The organism is Rothia endophytica (assembly GCF_928381505.1).
Taxonomy (GTDB): Bacteria; Actinomycetota; Actinomycetes; order Actinomycetales; family Micrococcaceae; genus Rothia; species Rothia endophytica_A.
In genome coordinates, this window is the sequence record NZ_CAKMSJ010000005.1 from 53,017 (window position 1) to 69,050 (window position 16,034).

Annotated in this window: 17 protein-coding genes and 2 pseudogenes; 8 read left to right on the forward strand and 11 right to left on the reverse strand. The window is 53.9% G+C overall.

All coding sequences use genetic code 11. From position 1 onward, the window contains the following. Positions 1-57: 57 nt before the first annotated feature. From L6990_RS07390 to L6990_RS07415, 5 genes and pseudogenes are all read right to left on the reverse strand, one after another. Positions 58-255, reverse strand: a complete 198-nt coding sequence (locus L6990_RS07390) for a hypothetical protein (RefSeq protein WP_237203431.1) — start codon at positions 253-255, stop codon at positions 58-60. Positions 256-294: 39 nt separating this feature from the next. Further along, complete coding sequence (locus L6990_RS07395) at positions 295-447, reverse strand: helix-turn-helix domain-containing protein (protein WP_440480489.1); 153 nt, start codon at positions 445-447, stop codon at positions 295-297. A 125-nt stretch (positions 448-572) separates the two neighbouring features. Further along, positions 573-794 carry a hypothetical protein gene (locus L6990_RS07400; RefSeq protein WP_237203432.1) on the reverse strand — a complete coding sequence of 74 codons (222 nt, stop codon included), beginning with the start codon at positions 792-794 and terminating at the stop codon, positions 573-575. Beyond that, positions 791-1,099: an ArsR/SmtB family transcription factor gene (locus tag L6990_RS07405; RefSeq protein WP_237203433.1), complete on the reverse strand. Its 309-nt coding sequence runs from the start codon at positions 1,097-1,099 to the stop codon at positions 791-793. The genes L6990_RS07400 and L6990_RS07405 overlap by 4 nt, the downstream gene beginning before the upstream one ends. A 346-nt stretch (positions 1,100-1,445) precedes the next feature. Continuing rightward, a pseudogene (locus tag L6990_RS07415) lies at positions 1,446-1,713 on the reverse strand (IS5/IS1182 family transposase); the annotation flags it as partial. A 102-nt stretch (positions 1,714-1,815) separates the two neighbouring features. On the opposite strand from L6990_RS07415, the gene L6990_RS07420 reads away from it, so the two are divergent. Continuing rightward, positions 1,816-2,697 carry a GNAT family N-acetyltransferase gene (locus L6990_RS07420; protein WP_237203434.1) on the forward strand — a complete coding sequence of 294 codons (882 nt, stop codon included), beginning with the start codon at positions 1,816-1,818 and terminating at the stop codon, positions 2,695-2,697. 4 nt (positions 2,698-2,701) lie between these two features. Here L6990_RS07420 and L6990_RS11960 read toward each other — a convergent pair whose 3' ends face one another. Further along, positions 2,702-3,319 (reverse strand): 8-oxoguanine DNA glycosylase OGG fold protein, encoded by a 618-nt coding sequence (locus L6990_RS11960; protein ID WP_336604475.1) that lies wholly within the window; start codon positions 3,317-3,319, stop codon positions 2,702-2,704. A gap of 33 nt (positions 3,320-3,352) precedes the next feature. Then, the gene (locus tag L6990_RS07430) at positions 3,353-3,931 is read right to left on the reverse strand and encodes a recombinase family protein (RefSeq protein ID WP_237203436.1); all 579 of its coding nucleotides are present in this window, start codon (positions 3,929-3,931) and stop codon (positions 3,353-3,355) included. A gap of 556 nt (positions 3,932-4,487) precedes the next feature. Here L6990_RS07430 and L6990_RS07435 point away from each other — a divergent pair. The 3 genes from L6990_RS07435 (at position 4,488) to L6990_RS07445 (ending at position 9,144) form a co-directional block, all read left to right on the forward strand. Continuing rightward, positions 4,488-5,612: an AAA family ATPase gene (locus tag L6990_RS07435; RefSeq protein WP_237203437.1), complete on the forward strand. Its 1,125-nt coding sequence runs from the start codon at positions 4,488-4,490 to the stop codon at positions 5,610-5,612. Further along, positions 5,613-7,973 (forward strand): S8 family peptidase, encoded by a 2,361-nt coding sequence (locus L6990_RS07440; RefSeq protein WP_237203438.1) that lies wholly within the window; start codon positions 5,613-5,615, stop codon positions 7,971-7,973. It begins immediately after the preceding gene. Positions 7,974-8,544: 571 nt separating this feature from the next. Then, positions 8,545-9,144, forward strand: coding sequence for a class I SAM-dependent methyltransferase (locus tag L6990_RS07445; RefSeq protein WP_237203439.1), 600 nt, complete (start codon positions 8,545-8,547; stop codon positions 9,142-9,144). Between the two features lie 106 nt (positions 9,145-9,250). Here the strand turns inward: L6990_RS07445 and L6990_RS07450 are convergent, their stop codons facing one another. After that, the gene (locus tag L6990_RS07450; RefSeq protein ID WP_237203602.1) at positions 9,251-9,658 is read right to left on the reverse strand and encodes a hypothetical protein; all 408 of its coding nucleotides are present in this window, start codon (positions 9,656-9,658) and stop codon (positions 9,251-9,253) included. A 9-nt stretch (positions 9,659-9,667) separates the two neighbouring features. Continuing rightward, positions 9,668-9,853, reverse strand: a pseudogene (locus L6990_RS07455) (TetR family transcriptional regulator); the annotation flags it as partial. Positions 9,854-9,915: 62 nt separating this feature from the next. Here L6990_RS07455 and L6990_RS07460 point away from each other — a divergent pair. Both L6990_RS07460 and L6990_RS07465 read left to right on the forward strand, forming a co-directional pair. Continuing rightward, positions 9,916-10,293, forward strand: a complete 378-nt coding sequence (locus tag L6990_RS07460) for a VOC family protein (protein ID WP_237203441.1) — start codon at positions 9,916-9,918, stop codon at positions 10,291-10,293. A gap of 472 nt (positions 10,294-10,765) precedes the next feature. Then, positions 10,766-11,344 (forward strand): recombinase family protein, encoded by a 579-nt coding sequence (locus tag L6990_RS07465; protein WP_237203443.1) that lies wholly within the window; start codon positions 10,766-10,768, stop codon positions 11,342-11,344. Positions 11,345-11,645: 301 nt separating this feature from the next. Here the strand turns inward: L6990_RS07465 and L6990_RS07470 are convergent, their stop codons facing one another. Continuing rightward, complete coding sequence (locus L6990_RS07470) at positions 11,646-12,044, reverse strand: winged helix-turn-helix transcriptional regulator (RefSeq protein ID WP_237203444.1); 399 nt, start codon at positions 12,042-12,044, stop codon at positions 11,646-11,648. 104 nt (positions 12,045-12,148) lie between these two features. Between L6990_RS07470 and L6990_RS07475 the strand changes: the two genes are divergently transcribed. Both L6990_RS07475 and L6990_RS07480 read left to right on the forward strand, forming a co-directional pair. Continuing rightward, positions 12,149-12,574: a nuclear transport factor 2 family protein gene (locus tag L6990_RS07475; RefSeq protein WP_237203445.1), complete on the forward strand. Its 426-nt coding sequence runs from the start codon at positions 12,149-12,151 to the stop codon at positions 12,572-12,574. A 311-nt stretch (positions 12,575-12,885) separates the two neighbouring features. Beyond that, on the forward strand, positions 12,886-13,074 hold the full coding sequence (locus tag L6990_RS07480; RefSeq protein ID WP_237203447.1) for a hypothetical protein: 189 nt from the start codon (positions 12,886-12,888) through the stop codon (positions 13,072-13,074). A gap of 951 nt (positions 13,075-14,025) precedes the next feature. Here the strand turns inward: L6990_RS07480 and L6990_RS07485 are convergent. Beyond that, the gene (locus L6990_RS07485; RefSeq protein ID WP_237203449.1) at positions 14,026-15,960 is read right to left on the reverse strand and encodes a hypothetical protein; all 1,935 of its coding nucleotides are present in this window, start codon (positions 15,958-15,960) and stop codon (positions 14,026-14,028) included. Positions 15,961-16,034: the final 74 nt, after the last annotated feature.

A 16,034-nucleotide genomic window follows, 5' to 3' on the forward strand; every position in this document is an offset into this window, starting at 1 on the left:
ACCTCGATACGGGCGATTATCCCTGCGATCTGTCCGACGATTCAGCTCCGGCCGCCCTCATCGAACGAATCGTGCGTGAGCGGGGACGGGATCTCGGCACTCGTGCTCTGCCATGCCCACGACGTCGAATCCGGCATCTTCGACACTACGGCAGAGAGCTTCGATAGGCACGTCGCCGTCAACGCCTGAGCGACCTTTCTGCTCAGCGTAGTCTATTGCTCCGACGAGTTGCCCACGCTGTAGAACGGTCAGCAAGGGCAGGGAGAGCTGTAACTCTTACTGAGTAATGTTTGATTAGGGAAGTTTTTTGATCCGTCGATAGAGCGTCGCACGAGACATGCCCATGTCTTTGGCGACTTGTGTTGCTGGCTCACCGGCCTGAATGAGCTTAGCTGCCTCGAGCCCGGGGCACTCGACGCACCAAAGTCCGCGGCCGCCGGCCTGGATTGCTCACAGGTCACCGGAGCGGACGAGTGCGTAGGGCTGGGAGCGGCCAATGGACATGATGGTCTGCACGCCCTCCAGCGTCATGAAGAGGGGCGTGGCGGTCACCGGCTCTCTGGAGGGCCTGATTACTCGGGGACCTCGCTGAGTTGGGCCTCAATCCGATCCAACCGCTCGGTGATGTTGCGTAGGTGCTCCACGATGAGTTGGTTCGAACCATCGATCGCCGTTGCCGTTTCGCGTCGTGCGCTGGTGATGGTGCGTACCACCCAGACGGTAAGAGCAACGAAGATCGCGAGTGGTAGTGCGACGGCGAGGATGATAACAAATAGGGTAGCGGTAAGTGTCATGAAGATTCTCTTTCCTGTTCTTGATTAATTAGGTGCACAATGTGGTCTGGAGTTATTTCAAGCTGAAACGGAGTGACCCAGTAGTGCTTCCTCACTCGGCTCTCTCCGAGCTGTTCCAGGCTACTCTCGATGAGTCGAGCAGCTTCCAGGCGGTTGAGGTGCTGGTAGAGCAGTGGCCGAGACATCCCAAGTCGGCGGGCCAGCTCACTGACATGGGTCGACTCCGTCTCTAGGGAGGCGATAATTCGCAACCGAGGCTCACTTCCGAGAGCACTGAGTATCTGAGCGAGCCGTGCTGCGTCCATTATCCCTCCGGATCGTAATCGAACGATGTCAGGTGTAAGTATATGCTTACAGTCAGCGGTGCGCAAGTTCTGCCGGGTCTGGCGGAGACGCTGGCTGCTCACCCGGGGTGGCCGGTCGGACTGCGGGCCGGCCTGCACCGCCGGCGAGTACGGGAGGGGTCGACCTCATGGGGTCGCCTCCTCCTTGCGCGCGACGAGCTGCGCAGTCTCCTCGCCGCAGCGCTGGATGGACGCCTCGAGCTCGGGGTGCTCGGCGCGCAACTGCCCACGGCCGCCGACTTGGATCGAGCGCAGCTCCCCGGAACGGACGAGTGCGTAGGTCTGGGAGCGATATCCCGAAACCTCGTCAAACGAGGTGGTTGAGCCACTGGCTGATCGCGCGGAGGACGGCTCCGGCTCGGTAGGTCAGGCCGAGTTTGTCGTAGCGAGTGGCCAGGCCGCGCCATTGCTTCACGTCGCTGTAGCCACGCTCGATGACGTTGCGGCCGCGGTAGGCCTCCGTGTCGGCCGCCGCGTGAACCACGGTCGCGGCGGTATTGCTGCTGGTCGCGAGGTTCGGGGATCACTGCCTTGATCCCGCGACGGCGCAGAATCTGGCGGAGGGAATTGCTTGTGCGGGGATGACCAGTATCTGAATACCCCTTCAGAATTATGCAACAATGTAGGCAATGAGAATCGAGACACCCACCGCGGAGCTTCTTCAGCAGGCCGCTCACATGCCCACCACACCCGAGATTGGTATGACACCCGAACAGATACAGACTGAGATCGCCGCCGGTCGCCTGCAACCTCGCTGGTCGCAGATTGCTCTCGACGACGACGGTAGCATTGTGGGCCGGGCCCTGTGGTGGGGACGAGACGAGCTCAGGCCAATCGCGCTGGACGTATGGGATGCCGTCGCCGGCCACGACATGTCCGAAGTAATCCTCAGCGCGTTGCTGGAACAGGGCCACGCCGCCGTGGAAGTTCACGGTACCCCTACCCCGCTGCCGCATACCATGCGTGTCCCCATCACGTGGCGCGATAACACCGCCGTAGCGAATGACGTCCATGCGAAGATCGCGGCAGCCGCCACTGCTGGCCTGAGTCATCACAACGAACGACGCCAGTTCCAATGGGACCAAGGCAGCCCGATACAAGAACCCAGCCCGCAACTGCGGTTCGAGCAGGCAGACGACGACACGTTTATCAACCTCATCGCCCTCGTCGCCCACGGTTCGCTCGACGTCATGACGCGACGCCAGCTGACCAGCACCAACGCACTGAGCTTGGCTCGGGAGGAGGTGGACTACTACCGTTCCTGTCCCGGCGACCGCGACTGGTGGCGCGTCGCGTACGACCAACAGAACACCATCATTGGCATCGCGATTCCTTCGGCAACACCCACGAATCGCAACGTCGGCTACCTCGCGGTCCTGCCCGAGCACCGCGGACACGGATACGTCGATGACCTCTTGGGGTTCATCACCGCCTTCCACGCCTCAGCCGGAGCACCGCGGATCACCGCAACCACCGACGCAGTGAACACACCCATGGCCGCGGCGTTCGAGCGAGCAGGATACAGATGCACGGAGGTACGAATCGACCTCGAGCCCTAAAGGGCTAATCTGATAATGTGTCAAAACCGGTTGCAAAGTACAAAAGCTTGGTGAAGAAGGCTGGGCCTAGACCCTTGAGTCTGTACTGCTCACGTCTCCAGAAAGGTCGGTAGGCAACTTCCGATTCGAGGTTCGAGTCTTTGGCGGGCATGATTCCGCCGAGGAGTTTTTCTCCAACGTCCGTTTCGCTCAATGTTGGAATTCGACGGTAGATATCCCGGGCTTTGGCACCGGCGTCCCATGAACAGGCCGCGACGTAGAAGTTGACCGCATTTTGTGCAGTTTCCACCATGGTACCCAGAGTGAATAGGTCGCCGCGGCTAAGGGTAAGTCGCCCTTTACTATCCTTTTCTCCGCTTTGAAAAACGGAAGGAATGACCGGGATATTTTCGCCCCACCGGTTCAACCAGTGACGAGGGTGGAACCGGATAGCGTGGTTCTCGACCTCTACAGTAGTGGGTATTCTTTTGCCGTTGCGTATAAGGTCTGCAACTTCGGCGGTAGTCTTTCTTGTTCTGGCCAAGATCCAGCTCCAGTCGTGGAAAGGTTGCGTGGTAGGTTGCCCAGCGTAGTCTATTGCTCCGACGAGTGACCTGGACTCTAGAACAGTATGCAAGGGCAAGAAATGCTATAACCCTTGTCGAGCACCGGTTGGTTATGAAAGCTCTTTGATTCGTCGGTACAGAGTTGCTCGGGACATTCCCATATCTTTGGCGACTTGGGTCGCTGGCTCACCGGCCTGAATGAGCTTGGATGCGGTGCGGATTTGGGATTCGGTGAAGGTGGGGCGTCGGCCACCGAGATCACCACCGGTGGTGCGGCGTTTGGTGACGGAGTCGGTGATGCGTTCGCGCTTGATCTCCAGTTCCATCTGCGCGAGTGCGGCCATGACGGTGAAGACCATGGCGCCCATGGGTGTTTTAGTATCCACATCACCACCACCCAGGTTGAGCACGCGCAAACCGATATTGCGATCTCGTAGTTCCTCGGCGAGTTCGAGCATTTTCTGGGTGGAGCGCCCGAGCCGGTCCAAAGTGGTGATCACGAGCGTGTCACCCGTATGCAGTGCGGTCAGTGCTTTATCCAAGCCGGGTCGTTTGGCCAGGGCGCCGGAGAGACCATGGTCGGTGTAGAGGTCATCGCGCCGGACGCCGGCAGCGAGGAGGTCTTGGATTTGCCGGGCGGCGTCTTGGGCTTTGGTAGAGACGCGGACGTATCCGATCAGTTTGGTCATCGGTCCTTCAAAAAGTGTCTCGCAACTAATGGTATAGACACGATTCTACGCCATCGGTTGCGACACATAGTTGCGAGAATTTGGGGGCGTTGAGTTTCTGCGGATTTTTTGCCGAGGGATTGGGGCTCATTGAGACGTCTTGCAACCTATAGGTTGCAAGACGCTACAGTTTTCTTCACTCCTTCAGCAGATCCAATGCGCCACCTGCATACCGCGCTTCAAGAGCGTTCTCTAGCGGGAGGTCTAAAGCAGGATCCTTCCAGTGGCGTTTCGTAAATTTGGAACTTTCCGCACGCAGTCCTTGCGACTCGGATCCAGAAAGGGTCCTCGACGGTCTGCATCGGCGCGGACGGTTGTGTGGATAGCGTGGTATCTAATAATGATAGTTAAAGGGGAGGCGATCCCCAGGGCGAAAATCGAAGAACGAGTTGATAGGAGTCACGCGTCGGGCTCATCGGTCTTGAAGATATGACTGCCGCCTGAAGGTGGATGCGAATTCTAGGAACAACTGATCTCATGCTAGTCTCTGACCAAGATAACCGGTAAAGTGGTAAATATGACTCAAGAAAAAACGAAGTCTTACCACCCGGGTCTCGAGGCCGTAATTTACGACCTCGTCAGGGTTGGCTCCACAGGCTTTGCCTCAGGCGTCTCTCAGATGGCGAGTCGTCTAATTCGTTCCGTGCCTGCAGGTGTTGACAACCCTGAGGAATTTAGACAGAACATTCATCACGCGCTCAAGAGTGCCACCAAAACAAAGGGATTGCGTTTTGCTGGAGGTCAGGTTCCTACAGATGAACTTACTTCTTCTCACCTGATTGAAATCGACCCCCTTCCCAGTGGTGCTCACCTTACTCTTAATGCGAGGGAATTCGATGTTGTTAATGACATCGTTCTTGAGAGGCACCAATCTGATCTCTTAGATAAGGCTGGAATTCCCCTTACCAGCTCAGTTATGTTCACGGGGCCACCAGGTGTAGGGAAATCACTCGCAGCGCGTTGGATTGCCGAAAAGTTGGAACTGCCGTTGGTGACTTTATCACTGTCTGCGACTGTTTCCAGTCATCTTGGTACGTCTGGGAAAAACGTTAAATCAGTTCTGGATTATGCACAGTCGGGACCATGCGTCCTTTTTCTTGATGAATTTGACGCCATAGCCAAGAATAGAGATGACGAGACAGATATCGGAGAACTCAAGCGAATTGTGAACGTCCTACTCATTGAGTTGGACAGATGGCCGCAAACGACATTGCTGTTAGCTGCTACAAATCATGCGCATCTGCTTGATCCCGCAGTTGAGCGACGGTTCGATACAGTGGTGAAGTTCGATAAGCCGAATTTTGAATCAAGAAAGAGAATATTCGCGAACGTTTCAAAATCAAAGAATTTCGCTGATGACCTAATTGACGCTCTGTCGGAAGCCACGGAAGGTGCAACAGGATCCGATATTGAACGAATTTGGAACGCCAGTAGTCGTCGTTCTGTATTGCATTCAATTCCTGTTGAGGAAACATTGGGTGAAGAGATATTGGTTTTATCTAAAAAATTCGGGAATCCGACTCAGGCTTATCGTCTTTTGTCAGACCAATTGGGTTGGTCAAATCGCCGTATAGCGGCCTGTTCTGGAGTCACTCATCCTACTGTGGCATCGGCATTGAAAAGAAAAGAAGTGAACGATTAAATGGCTGAAACACCCTCCAGCAACACGCCTAGGCGCCGACTATTTACAAACGGTGAAGCGCTAAAAATAGAGGTATCGAGAGTCAACTCTGGAAGAAATAACAAATTTCATCCGCAGAGTGCTTTGGAAGCTGCAACACTTCTCAGACCCCAAGTTGATATTGCTATGGATGCTCGCAAGAACCTCCCGCCTGAGCTAATTTCAGATATTCTCTATTTCGAGCTCCGACTTCTCCCAAATTATCTCGCGGCTTCTGCTTTTCCAGAGAGGTTGGCGAGTTACCTCGAGGCGGATTTGGTGGGTGTTAAAACCGATTCGAGCTCCTACAGAACGGCATCGAGGCAGCCCATATTAGCCTTAACTAAGAACCTGGTTTTTGCTTCGCAGTCGGATGCACTTGAACGCCTCAGTGCGCTCATCAATGGTGAGGAAACGAATGATCTGGGAGATCGGGCTTTCGACGAAGACCTGAGGAAGTTCGATGTAGTTAAGCTATCAACCGTTGACGAACTAGCGGTACCAGTAACTTCAGAAAAATCTAGGGGAAGAATTACATGGGAAGCAGTGTTGCATCCTCAAGGTCGCCGGGACGGCAAAGCATATGCACTGGACCCAGATCGTATAGAGAACTGGCATGCTGCAGTTTTGAATGTAGGAGGTGAACTCCATACTGATTACGAGCGGATAGTCGGAGGAATTACGTTCTCACCCGTCACTATGTCGCTCGATAGTGCTCAATATCTGAGACGCTTTAACGGGCTAAGAGCACTACGTCCCTTGCCCAAGATAAGGCCGCGCCCTAGTGTCAGGTCGCGGAGTGCTGCTTTTGTTCATTCCCCAGGTACACATAAACCTTTGAGAGAGGACATCAGGGTCGCAGTTTTCGATGGAGGAATCGAATCTTTTGGACGTCGTCCATCGTTATTCCCTGTCCGAGAATTCGATATCACCCCCGAAGCGTCGGATCGGGGAGACCTGTCACATGGGACAGCAGTGGTTGGAGCATCCCTCTATGGATTATTAGATTCTGGAGATCAAGCTCCGCGACCTGCTGTAAATGTCGATAGCTACAGGGTTTTCCCGGCACCTGATATTGAAGGCGATCTTTGGGGTTATTGGATGCTCGATCAGATCGTGGAAGTTGTTAAAAAAGGTGAACACCAAATAGTTAACCTCAGCTTAGGTCCCGAAAAAAGTGTCGAAGATTTCGCTGAACCAGACAGATGGACAAGTGAGCTGGACAAGCTAGCACATGAAATGGGCGTATTGTTCGTAGTCGCCGCAGGTAATAGTGGGGAATGGTCTGTTTGGGAGCCGAATAGCGATTTTCATCGTGTTCAAGTGCCAGCTGACATGGTCAATGGCCTGACTGTGGGTTCCTGTACGCTCCCGTATCCGGAGAAAAAGTGGGAACGGGCACCTTATTCATCTATGGGGCCTGGTCGACACGGATCGAGGATCCAACCCATTGGCGTTCAATACGGAGGAACTGAGGAAGAAGGGATGCCTCTCCTACGGGAGGACGGGACTGTGATGCGCAACCATGGGACCAGTTTTTCTGCCCCTTTGATGACCCATGCATTGTCTCGACTCGCAGCAGAACTTCCGACCTTCAATGCTAATACTTTGAGAGCTTTCGCGGTTCATTTTGCTGAGAGGCATCGAGCTTACAGGGCGAAAGTAAATGAACATGGATTCGGACGTTTTCTGCTCGACTATACCCAGAAACTGAATGCAGAAGCTGACGAAGCTCACGTTCTTTTCGAGGATTCAGCGATAAGGTCGACACTGTTGGGGTACCAAATCCCTTTACCTGCTAGATCTCTTGGTGAATTGGAGATTCGTATAACGCTTTCTTACACATCTACGGTCGATATCGCACAGACTACCGATTACACGGATTCGTCAATTGACCTTACCTTCAGGCCTCACAGCGAGATACGAACCTATACATCGCCCGATGAGACTAGAAAAATAAATCTTGATCGTCGAAGTGATGAAGCTTTTCGTTTATTATCCGAAGGTTGGAAAGACAGTCGGGAAGCTCCAACACTAACTTTGGCTCCAGTGACAGATCGATCCGAGGCCAAACTCAGAGAATCTGGAAAATGGGAAACGCTACGACATTATAGAGTGAAGGTTCCTGCTGGAGGAGCGCATAATCCCCGTTTAGAAGTCGGATACCTAGCACGTGAAGCAGGAACTCTGTCGGACCATGCCCCAGATCTCCCTTTCTCACTGCTAGTCACTGTTTGTGAACCCGGGGCTCCGGACTTTTATGATGGAGTTGCAAAGGCGTACCCGGCGCTACGCGCATTGCAAAACGTAAGTGTTCCTATTCAAATTTCCCCCAGCGTATGACTCGCTAGAATAAAGGATTTATTTAGTATTTGCGCATGCAATGGCGATAGTATCAGGGTCGGTGCTTCCTGGAGTGAGCGATGCACCGACGCTGCAGGTCCTTATTACTGCTTTCGGGCGCGGGAACTCGAAGCGACGTTAGCCGATGGATACCTAGCGTTTCTGAGGAGGTGCTCCATGATTCTGGATGTCTCAATACTCGTGTCAAGAAGCTTGTATCGGAACATAGTTTGTGGCACTGGGTTCTGCGACCAAACGCGCTTGAAAATCTGTTGAGTTTTCAACTGTCACAAAATTTCACCGACGTCCGCGGATCAATGTGTCGAAACGACCGTTTTTGGCGTCCGTATAAGGCCCCTTCACCGGGCATTTTCTCGGGCGGGGTATATGGGAATCTGAAATCTTTGAAAACTCGGAGTTTCGAAAACGTAACAAGCCAACGGATCGAGTGTCCCGTATGGCGACCGTCTTACGGGACAGCTCGACAGTCTCCATGGGGAACGCCGCTTTCAGGCCGACGAAGCGGGAAACCGCGCGATAGGTCGTGGTTGCAAGTCCCTAGACTTATTGCATGACTGATTCTCAGGTTCAACAGGCCTACGCCGCGCGGGCAGCCGAGTACACGGCTATTCTTGGGGCAATCGATGACATGCATGAGCTTGATCGGAGCCACATAGAACGATGGGCTGAACAGATTAGTGGCCGTATCATCGATGCCGGATGCGGCCCGGGACATTGGACGGATTTTCTTCACAGACGGGGTGCCGACATCTCAGGCATTGACCTCGTGCCCGAATTCATTGAGAGTGCCCGACTTCGCTTTCCCGATGTATCGTTCCAGGTCTCCACGCTCCGCCGCCTCGACGCAGCCGATGGAAGCCTGAATGGAGTGCTCGCTTGGTATTCACTGATTCATCTGCCCCCGGCAGAACTACCGCCAGTTCTCATCGAGCTCGCGCGAGTTCTCTCGCCACAAGGGCGCCTGCTCGTCGGCTTTTTCGAGGGTGAATCCGCAGAACCGCTTGACCACGCGGTTACCACGGCTTACTGCTGGTCCGTTGATCAGATGAGTGGCCTGCTGCATGACGCCGGGTTCGAAGTGATCGAAGTCGAAAAGCGCCAAGATCCCGGCAACCGGCCCCACGCAGCAATTTGCGCGATTGTCCGGTAGACGTTCACCTTGCGGGCGCTCAAGCCCTGCGCTGAGGACTTCGGACGGTGAATTCGCCGTCGATAATTGGCACACAGCCTTTAGCAGGGCATTCAAGAATGTCTATTCACTGAGACCCTTCATGCCGAGACCCATTGGGAGTCACAACCCGGTCAATGAGGAAAAGCATCGCTGCCTGGATCGTATCTTTGTCGCCACCGCCATCAATATCCAGTGCTGCCCGATCAAATGATGCCGACAGCAGGTTCGTTAGGGCAGAGACGTCGTGTCCGGGCATTGCGTCTTCGAGGCCTTCCCGTAGTGATGCGGCGGCATGGCCCTCGTCTATTGTTTCCATCGTGACCGTACCGAGAGCCGCCGGGCCTTCGATAAGTAGGAGGCGAGTACGCCCCGGAACTGCCATTGCCTTGAGGTAGGCGACGCTGCCCTCTCGTAAGTCATCGACAGGGCTGGCGTTGGCCGGCGCAGCATTTTCTATCTCCTCTGCGACCTGGCGGGCCTCCTCCTCGAGCACTGCTTGCAGGACTTCGCTCTTATCCCTGAAGTGGTGGTATAGCGCGCCACGGGTCAGCCCCGCTCGCTCAACCAGCTCTGGCGTGGATGTGGAGGTGAACCCTTTCTCAATGAAAAGCGACCGTGCTGCGACAAGCAGCGCCCGTCTGGTCTGAGCGCTGCGCTGAGCGTTTGTCTGGACTTGAACTTTTTGCATACATACAGTCTGTATGTTAGTTTTCTTACATGCAAATCATTTCGAGCTCCTATCCCGTAATCATGACCGAAAATGTGGCTGGCACCGCTGCCTTCTACCAGCAACATTTCGGCTTTGAACAGCTGTTTTCAAGCGACTGGTATATCCACCTGCAACGTGAGGAACATGCCTTGGCCGTCTTGGATGGCCAGCACGAGACCGTGCCCGAGTCGCACCGAGGAACTGCTTCCGGCCTACTGCTCAACTTTGAAGTTGATGACGTCGACGCCACATACGCCAAATTCATTGCCGCAGGCCTACCGATAATCACGCCACTACGCGATGAGGACTTTGGCCAGAGACATTTCATTACCGCAGACCCCAACGGCATACTGGTTGATGTCATCACCCCAATCGCGCCGAGCGTAGAGTTCGAAGCTCAGTTCACGCAACCGTCCTAAACGCCCCCTTGCGTACGGCATTTGTGAACGATGTTGTGGAGATCATTGCATTGGCAGGGCCACATCCGCGGGCATTGACGGCTAGCCGATTGGAGCCAAGTCCGAGCTGCTCGTCGGCGTCGCGCCTCCACGCGATGCAGGAGATTCTTTCAGGTCACAATGCAGGGAACCTCTGCGAATGTCCCGTAGGAGGTTCCTCTTGCGGGCGGCAGTGCTGTTGACTATGGACAGAAATACTGAGGACTTCGGACTCTGACACACGTCCTTGTCCTCGAGCGTGTGCCCTGGCATCAGCCGCAGGCAGTTGGCAATGTCAACCAGGGAATTGCTCGTCAAGACGTCCGTTAGCCGATCCCTCACCGTGCATCCGAATCTGGAATTTTGGTTCAGAGGTTTACAGTCATTAAATATGCACGTAAGACTCGCACGATAATATGCGCGATGAAGGCACCATAACTGCAACAATGAGTGCATGACAGGACTTCTTATCGGATACGCTCGCGTTTCAACCAGCGAACAAGATCTCGCGACCCAACAAGCTGCACTGACCGCACTGGGTGTCCTGCCGGAAAACCTGTACGTCGATCACGGGTTAACAGGCACTAATCGCGAACGTCCAGGACTGGGAAAAGCACTGGCTGCTGTGCGCGCCGGCGACACTCTCGTAGTCACGAAACTTGATCGTCTCGCCCGCTCACTCCCCGACGCCAGGGACATCGCCGACGAACTGAATCGTAAAGGCGTTGCGTTGAGTCTTGGCGGAAGTATTTACGATCCAAAGGATCCTGTCGGCCGGCTCCTTTTTAACGTCCTTGGGATGGTGGCCGAATTCGAGGCGGATCTCATCCGAGCTCGGACTAAAGAAGGTATGGCGATCGCTAAGGCCAAAGGAAAACTTAAAGGCAAACAACCGAAGCTATCCCCAGCGCAGCGAAAGCATCTGCTCTCGATAGCCCCGCAGGGTGAGCATACACAGAGTGAGCTCGCAGAACTCTTCAACGTCTCGCGGACAACAATCTATCGTGAGCTAAAGAGGGTCCACGAGCTATAAGATAGGTCAGTTCCTCTCTAAACAGTGGCGCGATGAGTCCGCTCGGATTGTCTCGTCATCTGAAAATGCAGGACTCAAAGTAGAGTCATTTCTATGGTTGAAATGGTTTCTTTGATTGAAGAATATGGGGATCTACTTGCTAGGTCGCTTTCTGGGCCCGGCGAGGCTGATGGTGGTTCCGTCTTCTTCTGGTCCTGGTGCTTGGTGCGAGAGTCGCTAGTTATCAGCCATTTCTACTTTCCGGTTGCCACGAGTCAATTGGTGGTTATTTTCGACTCTGCCATTTGTATCCGGGTGCTTTCTAGATGCTCGTGATGAGATCATCCTCGGATGGCTCTGATGCGCGGTCATATGCGTCGCGCGCTTCTTGGACGGCATCGAAGTGCGTTTCAGACCATGTGCGTAGAGCGTTGAGGGGCTCCGATAGGGTTCGGCCCAGTTCGGTGAGTTGGTATTCCACTCTAGGCGGCATTTCGGGGTAGAACGTTCTGGTGACCATGCCGTCACGTTCGAGCGCCCGGAGCGTGTCCGTTAGTACTTTGCCGCTGATGCCTTCAACAGTTGCCTTAATCTCTTTGAATCGCAAGGGCCCTTCGGACAGTGCAATAACGATCATCGCCGTCCATTTGTTCGCGATTCTCGCTAGCGATGTCCGCGATGGGCATTTCGCCATCATCACATTCCAGTGCGCCGTGGTCATTTACATCCTTTTTCTAAATTCCTGAAATAGTTACGTTGAGGTAACAGGTAACTAATTGTAACCATGAGAGAGACAGTAAAACCTATTTCACGGAGGAACGTTTCATGACTACGTCGACTATGGATCCTATTGAGGTCGTTTCGCAGTATTTTGGTGCACTGGCTGAGGGCCGTGTTCAGGATGCTCTCGGTTACCTTGACCCGGATGTTCGGTGGTTCCAGCCAGGGGAAAACCGTTTCTCGGGTACCCATGTTGGTCCGGAGGCTGTGCATGCATTGATTGGCGGAATGATGACGGTCAGCCAAGACACGTTTGCCATTGCTCCGACCGGTCCGTTGATGGCCAATGGTGATCTTGTGGTTGCCCCAGTCCAATTCACCGGTGACCGCGGCGACGTCAAGCTCGATCAAGCCGGCAGCGATCTCATCACCGTGCAACGCGGAAAGATCGTAGCTGTGCACCTGTTCTCGTCTGACGGCCCAGCAGAAGACGCCTTCTGGGGCTCCGCCGATTCCGTGAATAACGGATAAACCGAGTTGACTACCTGAAAGAGGGCACAAGATGACCACGACGCAATCAACCGAAACTTCCGCGGGCATGCCGCGTGAAGTTGTCGTCATTGGGGCCGGCTTTAGCGGTCTTGCCATGCTCCAATTACTTCTAGCAAAGAACATTTGATGCGCTGCTATTAGAGGCCGGCACTGCGCTCGGCGGGACGTGGAGCAGTAATCGGTATCCCGGAGTTCGAACGGACTGCGAATCCCGTTACTACTGCCTCACTCTCTCTCAGGATGTCATCGACACCTGGAATTGGAAGGAACGCTTCCCGACGGGTGGTGAAGTGCGCGAGTATTTGGAGCACTTCACCACCCGTCTTGGTCTGTCCACAGCTATTCAATTCAACTCTCGTGTTACTGCTTTGCGATGGGACGAGGAAGAGCAGTTCTGGGAGGTCACGGTGGAAGATCGTCCACGAGTTCGGAACATCCTCACGCTCAATAACCGGGGTCGTAGGAATAACTACGGCTAATGATTCGCGTGAGTTCGTATCTTGATTACGCTCTGGAGTCACTGGAATAACTTCGAGTTGAGCTTTAGTTTCTGCTGATTTTGTAGGGCCCCTTTCCGGGGCTGGGGTTGTTGGATCAACTTCATTGAGCGGTGTGGGCACAGGGTCTACTGGTTCCGGAATTGGCTCTGGGTCTATCGGTTCGGGGATAGGTGTCGGATTTACCGGTACTGGGGTTGGTTCCGGGTTTACTGGAATCGGTGTGGGTTCCGGCTCTGGAGCAGGCTCGGGGTCTACTGGTTCAGGAATTGGCTCAGGGGTAGGTTCCGGTTCGGGTGTCGGCTCCAGCTCGGGAGTGGGCTCTGGTTCCGGCGTTGGCACAGGCTCAGGGTCTACTGGTTCCGGAATTGGTTCCGGTTCGGGAGTAGGCACTGGGTCTTCAGGCACAGGTGTCGGATCTACCGGTACCGGTTCGGCAGTAGGTACAGGGTCTACAGGTTCCGGAATTGGTTCCGGGTCTACCGGTACTGGCTCAGGAGTGGGTTCTGGTTCCGGTGTCGGCTCAGGGGTAGGTTCCGGTTCGGGAGTTGGCACTGGGTCTACAGGTTCCGGCTCTGGAGTAGGCACAGGCTCTGGGGTAGGCTCGGGCCTACTGGTTCCGGAATTGGCTCAGGAGTAGGTTCCGGCTCGGGAGTAGGCACAGGCTCGGGGTCTACTGGTTCCGGAAGTGGCTCCGGGTCCACCGGTACCGGCTCAGGAGTTGGTACGGGCTCAGGTTCCGGCCCAGGAACTTGCCCAATCTCAGAATTACTCTGAACCACAACTGCAGGAGGAACTTCCAACCCATACGCAAGAGCAGACGAAGCTGCCAAGGAAAGTGGAGCCAGCATAAAAGCGTAAGTCAATGGTGACTTCTTCATAATAATTACCTTCTTAAAGGATTAGTTGCTTTGAAAAACTTAAGGAGAAAAGTTACTGTCCGCCTCGGCTGTAAGCGTTGATGCTCTCGCCTTGCTGAACAATGATTGATTGATCTGTCTGAGCAAGAATTACTGAATTCATGTAGCTACCAGAAGCAGGACTAGCACTGGCGTCGATGTAAGCACTTCGGCCTTCTGCAGAGGTCTGAACAAAATATCCTTTGACCTTCTCCGCCTTCTGACCCTCAGGCAAAACCCCGATACTATGACCCTCTGGATCTATGAGAACCTTGCCCAAAACGGCAACATTCCCTTGATACCCATCAACCCAAGCAGCATTCTTTGCCTCACCAAGAGTTGTTTCAGCGCTAAAAGTAACCTCACCTGATTCCAGGCTGTGAACCACTAAAAAAGCTTCTAAATCGCACGCCGCCTGACTGGTCTCTGAACACTGAGCTAAAGGGTCCTCTGCCCAGATACTGCTAACCAGCCCTTTACCGACGTGGATATAGGAGTTCAAATACAGATCCTCTGAAACAGGCGATAGGCTTCGCTCCTGGCTAGACCCGTCGAGATTGGTGAGCAGGATTGGCACATCAAAGCCTCCTGAGACTAGGGTCTGTTCGTCGACGGCCATAGGTGTTAGTCCAGCTGGTGCTTTGAACTCTTTCAGCCCAGATTCGGTGACCGTGTATACCTTGTCCTCTACCTTGATAAGAGGTGCTGTGCCCAATGCGTAGATAGTCGGGTTGTTCTCTACCTTCGCGGTAATCAGAGACCCATCTTTGCCCATATCCGCGGTGAAGACAGATATTTGATTACCGACCTCCCAGATAAGAGCATCCTTACCGTTGATGATGGTGCTACCAATGACATTCTTGCTGTCCTCGGAGATAGGCTCACTGATTTGAACGGTCCGTAGTAGCTCCCCAGTCTGATTGCTATAGAGCTTGATTTCAGTGGAGGATATTAGAGCGGTAGCTGCCTTACCGACGTGCACCCTGGAGTCCTCCGGAATAGGCAGTGACCACTGGGCTACGTTTTCATAGCCCTGGGGGATGGAGACAGAACTTGACGTAAACTCCACCGGCTTAGGGGTATCGGCACGGGTAACAGCAGAATAAGCAAAACCGCATACAAGAGGAACAGCTATAAGTAGCCCTGCACCGGCTGCCATTACCTTCCGAGACTTCACGAATGCCGTAAACCTAAAAGCTTTCTGCTCTTCCTCTGCGCCCCAATCATCATTCTGAGGTTCAGAAGAAAGCAACAGCTCATCTAAGGTTTCTAGCTGATCTGTAGGTCCCACTTCCGCTTCCGGAATGGCTTCAGGTTCAGGAGCAGGTTCCGCCTCCGTTTCCGCCTCTGAATCTTCACCTGCTAAAGGTGCCTCATCAACCAGTACATCGGGAACTGGCAACAGCTCTTCGTCTCCAGGGCCACCAGCAACTATCTGCGTTGCTTGCTGAAGTGGTTCCGATTCTTTTTCAACAAGAAGAAGCCCAAGTTTTCCGGTGTCAATATCATCTGCCGGTTCCTGGGCAGCGGTAGGGCGGAATTTGAGCTCCACCTGCTGTTGGGAGGGGGTGACGTCCACGGCCATCACCTTGAACGAAACCACGTAGGTATCAGCGATAGATTGACAGTGGGATAAGAACTCCTTGAGAGTATAGAAAGTCTCTCGCACAGTGTCATCAATAACCAGTTTCCAGCCGTCAATATACAAAGGTGCTTCGATGACTGGGCAAGCGGAATCAACGGAGGTTTTGCGAGTTCCGTGGCTACCACCAGGACTAATGTAGTAACGCGAAAACTCTGTCTTGTCATTCACGTCAATAATGTTGATGCGGTAGTTATTCCGCAAAATAGCCGCCTGGTCCTGGCAGAACTTGACTGCTTGGGCGGTTGAATTGACCGGTACAGTGGTTTGACCGAAGGTGATAGCGCGCTGGGCTGGCACGACAACGATAGTGTGCTGCTGGTGCATAAATGCTTTTCCTTGACTTGTCATAGCTGCCGGTTAAGCTCGGTACTGTCCCAAATGGGACAGTACAAGCTAGG

Excerpts from the sequence above, each read along its gene's own strand:
- L6990_RS07445 (WP_237203439.1), top strand. The coding sequence starts at position 8,545 with ATGACTGATTCTCAGGTTCAACAGGCCTACGCCGCGCGGGCAGCCGAG.
- L6990_RS07420 (WP_237203434.1), top strand. The coding sequence starts at position 1,816 with ATGCCCACCACACCCGAGATTGGTATGACACCCGAACAGATACAGACT.
- L6990_RS07460 (WP_237203441.1), top strand. The coding sequence starts at position 9,916 with ATGACCGAAAATGTGGCTGGCACCGCTGCCTTCTACCAGCAACATTTC.
- L6990_RS07440 (WP_237203438.1), top strand. The coding sequence starts at position 5,613 with ATGGCTGAAACACCCTCCAGCAACACGCCTAGGCGCCGACTATTTACA.
- L6990_RS07485 (WP_237203449.1), bottom strand. The coding sequence starts at position 15,960 with ATGCACCAGCAGCACACTATCGTTGTCGTGCCAGCCCAGCGCGCTATC.
- L6990_RS07400 (WP_237203432.1), bottom strand. The coding sequence starts at position 794 with ATGACACTTACCGCTACCCTATTTGTTATCATCCTCGCCGTCGCACTA.
- L6990_RS07430 (WP_237203436.1), bottom strand. The coding sequence starts at position 3,931 with ATGACCAAACTGATCGGATACGTCCGCGTCTCTACCAAAGCCCAAGAC.
- L6990_RS07470 (WP_237203444.1), bottom strand. The coding sequence starts at position 12,044 with ATGACCACGGCGCACTGGAATGTGATGATGGCGAAATGCCCATCGCGG.
- L6990_RS07465 (WP_237203443.1), top strand. The coding sequence starts at position 10,766 with ATGACAGGACTTCTTATCGGATACGCTCGCGTTTCAACCAGCGAACAA.
- L6990_RS07405 (WP_237203433.1), bottom strand. The coding sequence starts at position 1,099 with ATGGACGCAGCACGGCTCGCTCAGATACTCAGTGCTCTCGGAAGTGAG.
- L6990_RS07435 (WP_237203437.1), top strand. The coding sequence starts at position 4,488 with ATGACTCAAGAAAAAACGAAGTCTTACCACCCGGGTCTCGAGGCCGTA.
- L6990_RS07475 (WP_237203445.1), top strand. The coding sequence starts at position 12,149 with ATGACTACGTCGACTATGGATCCTATTGAGGTCGTTTCGCAGTATTTT.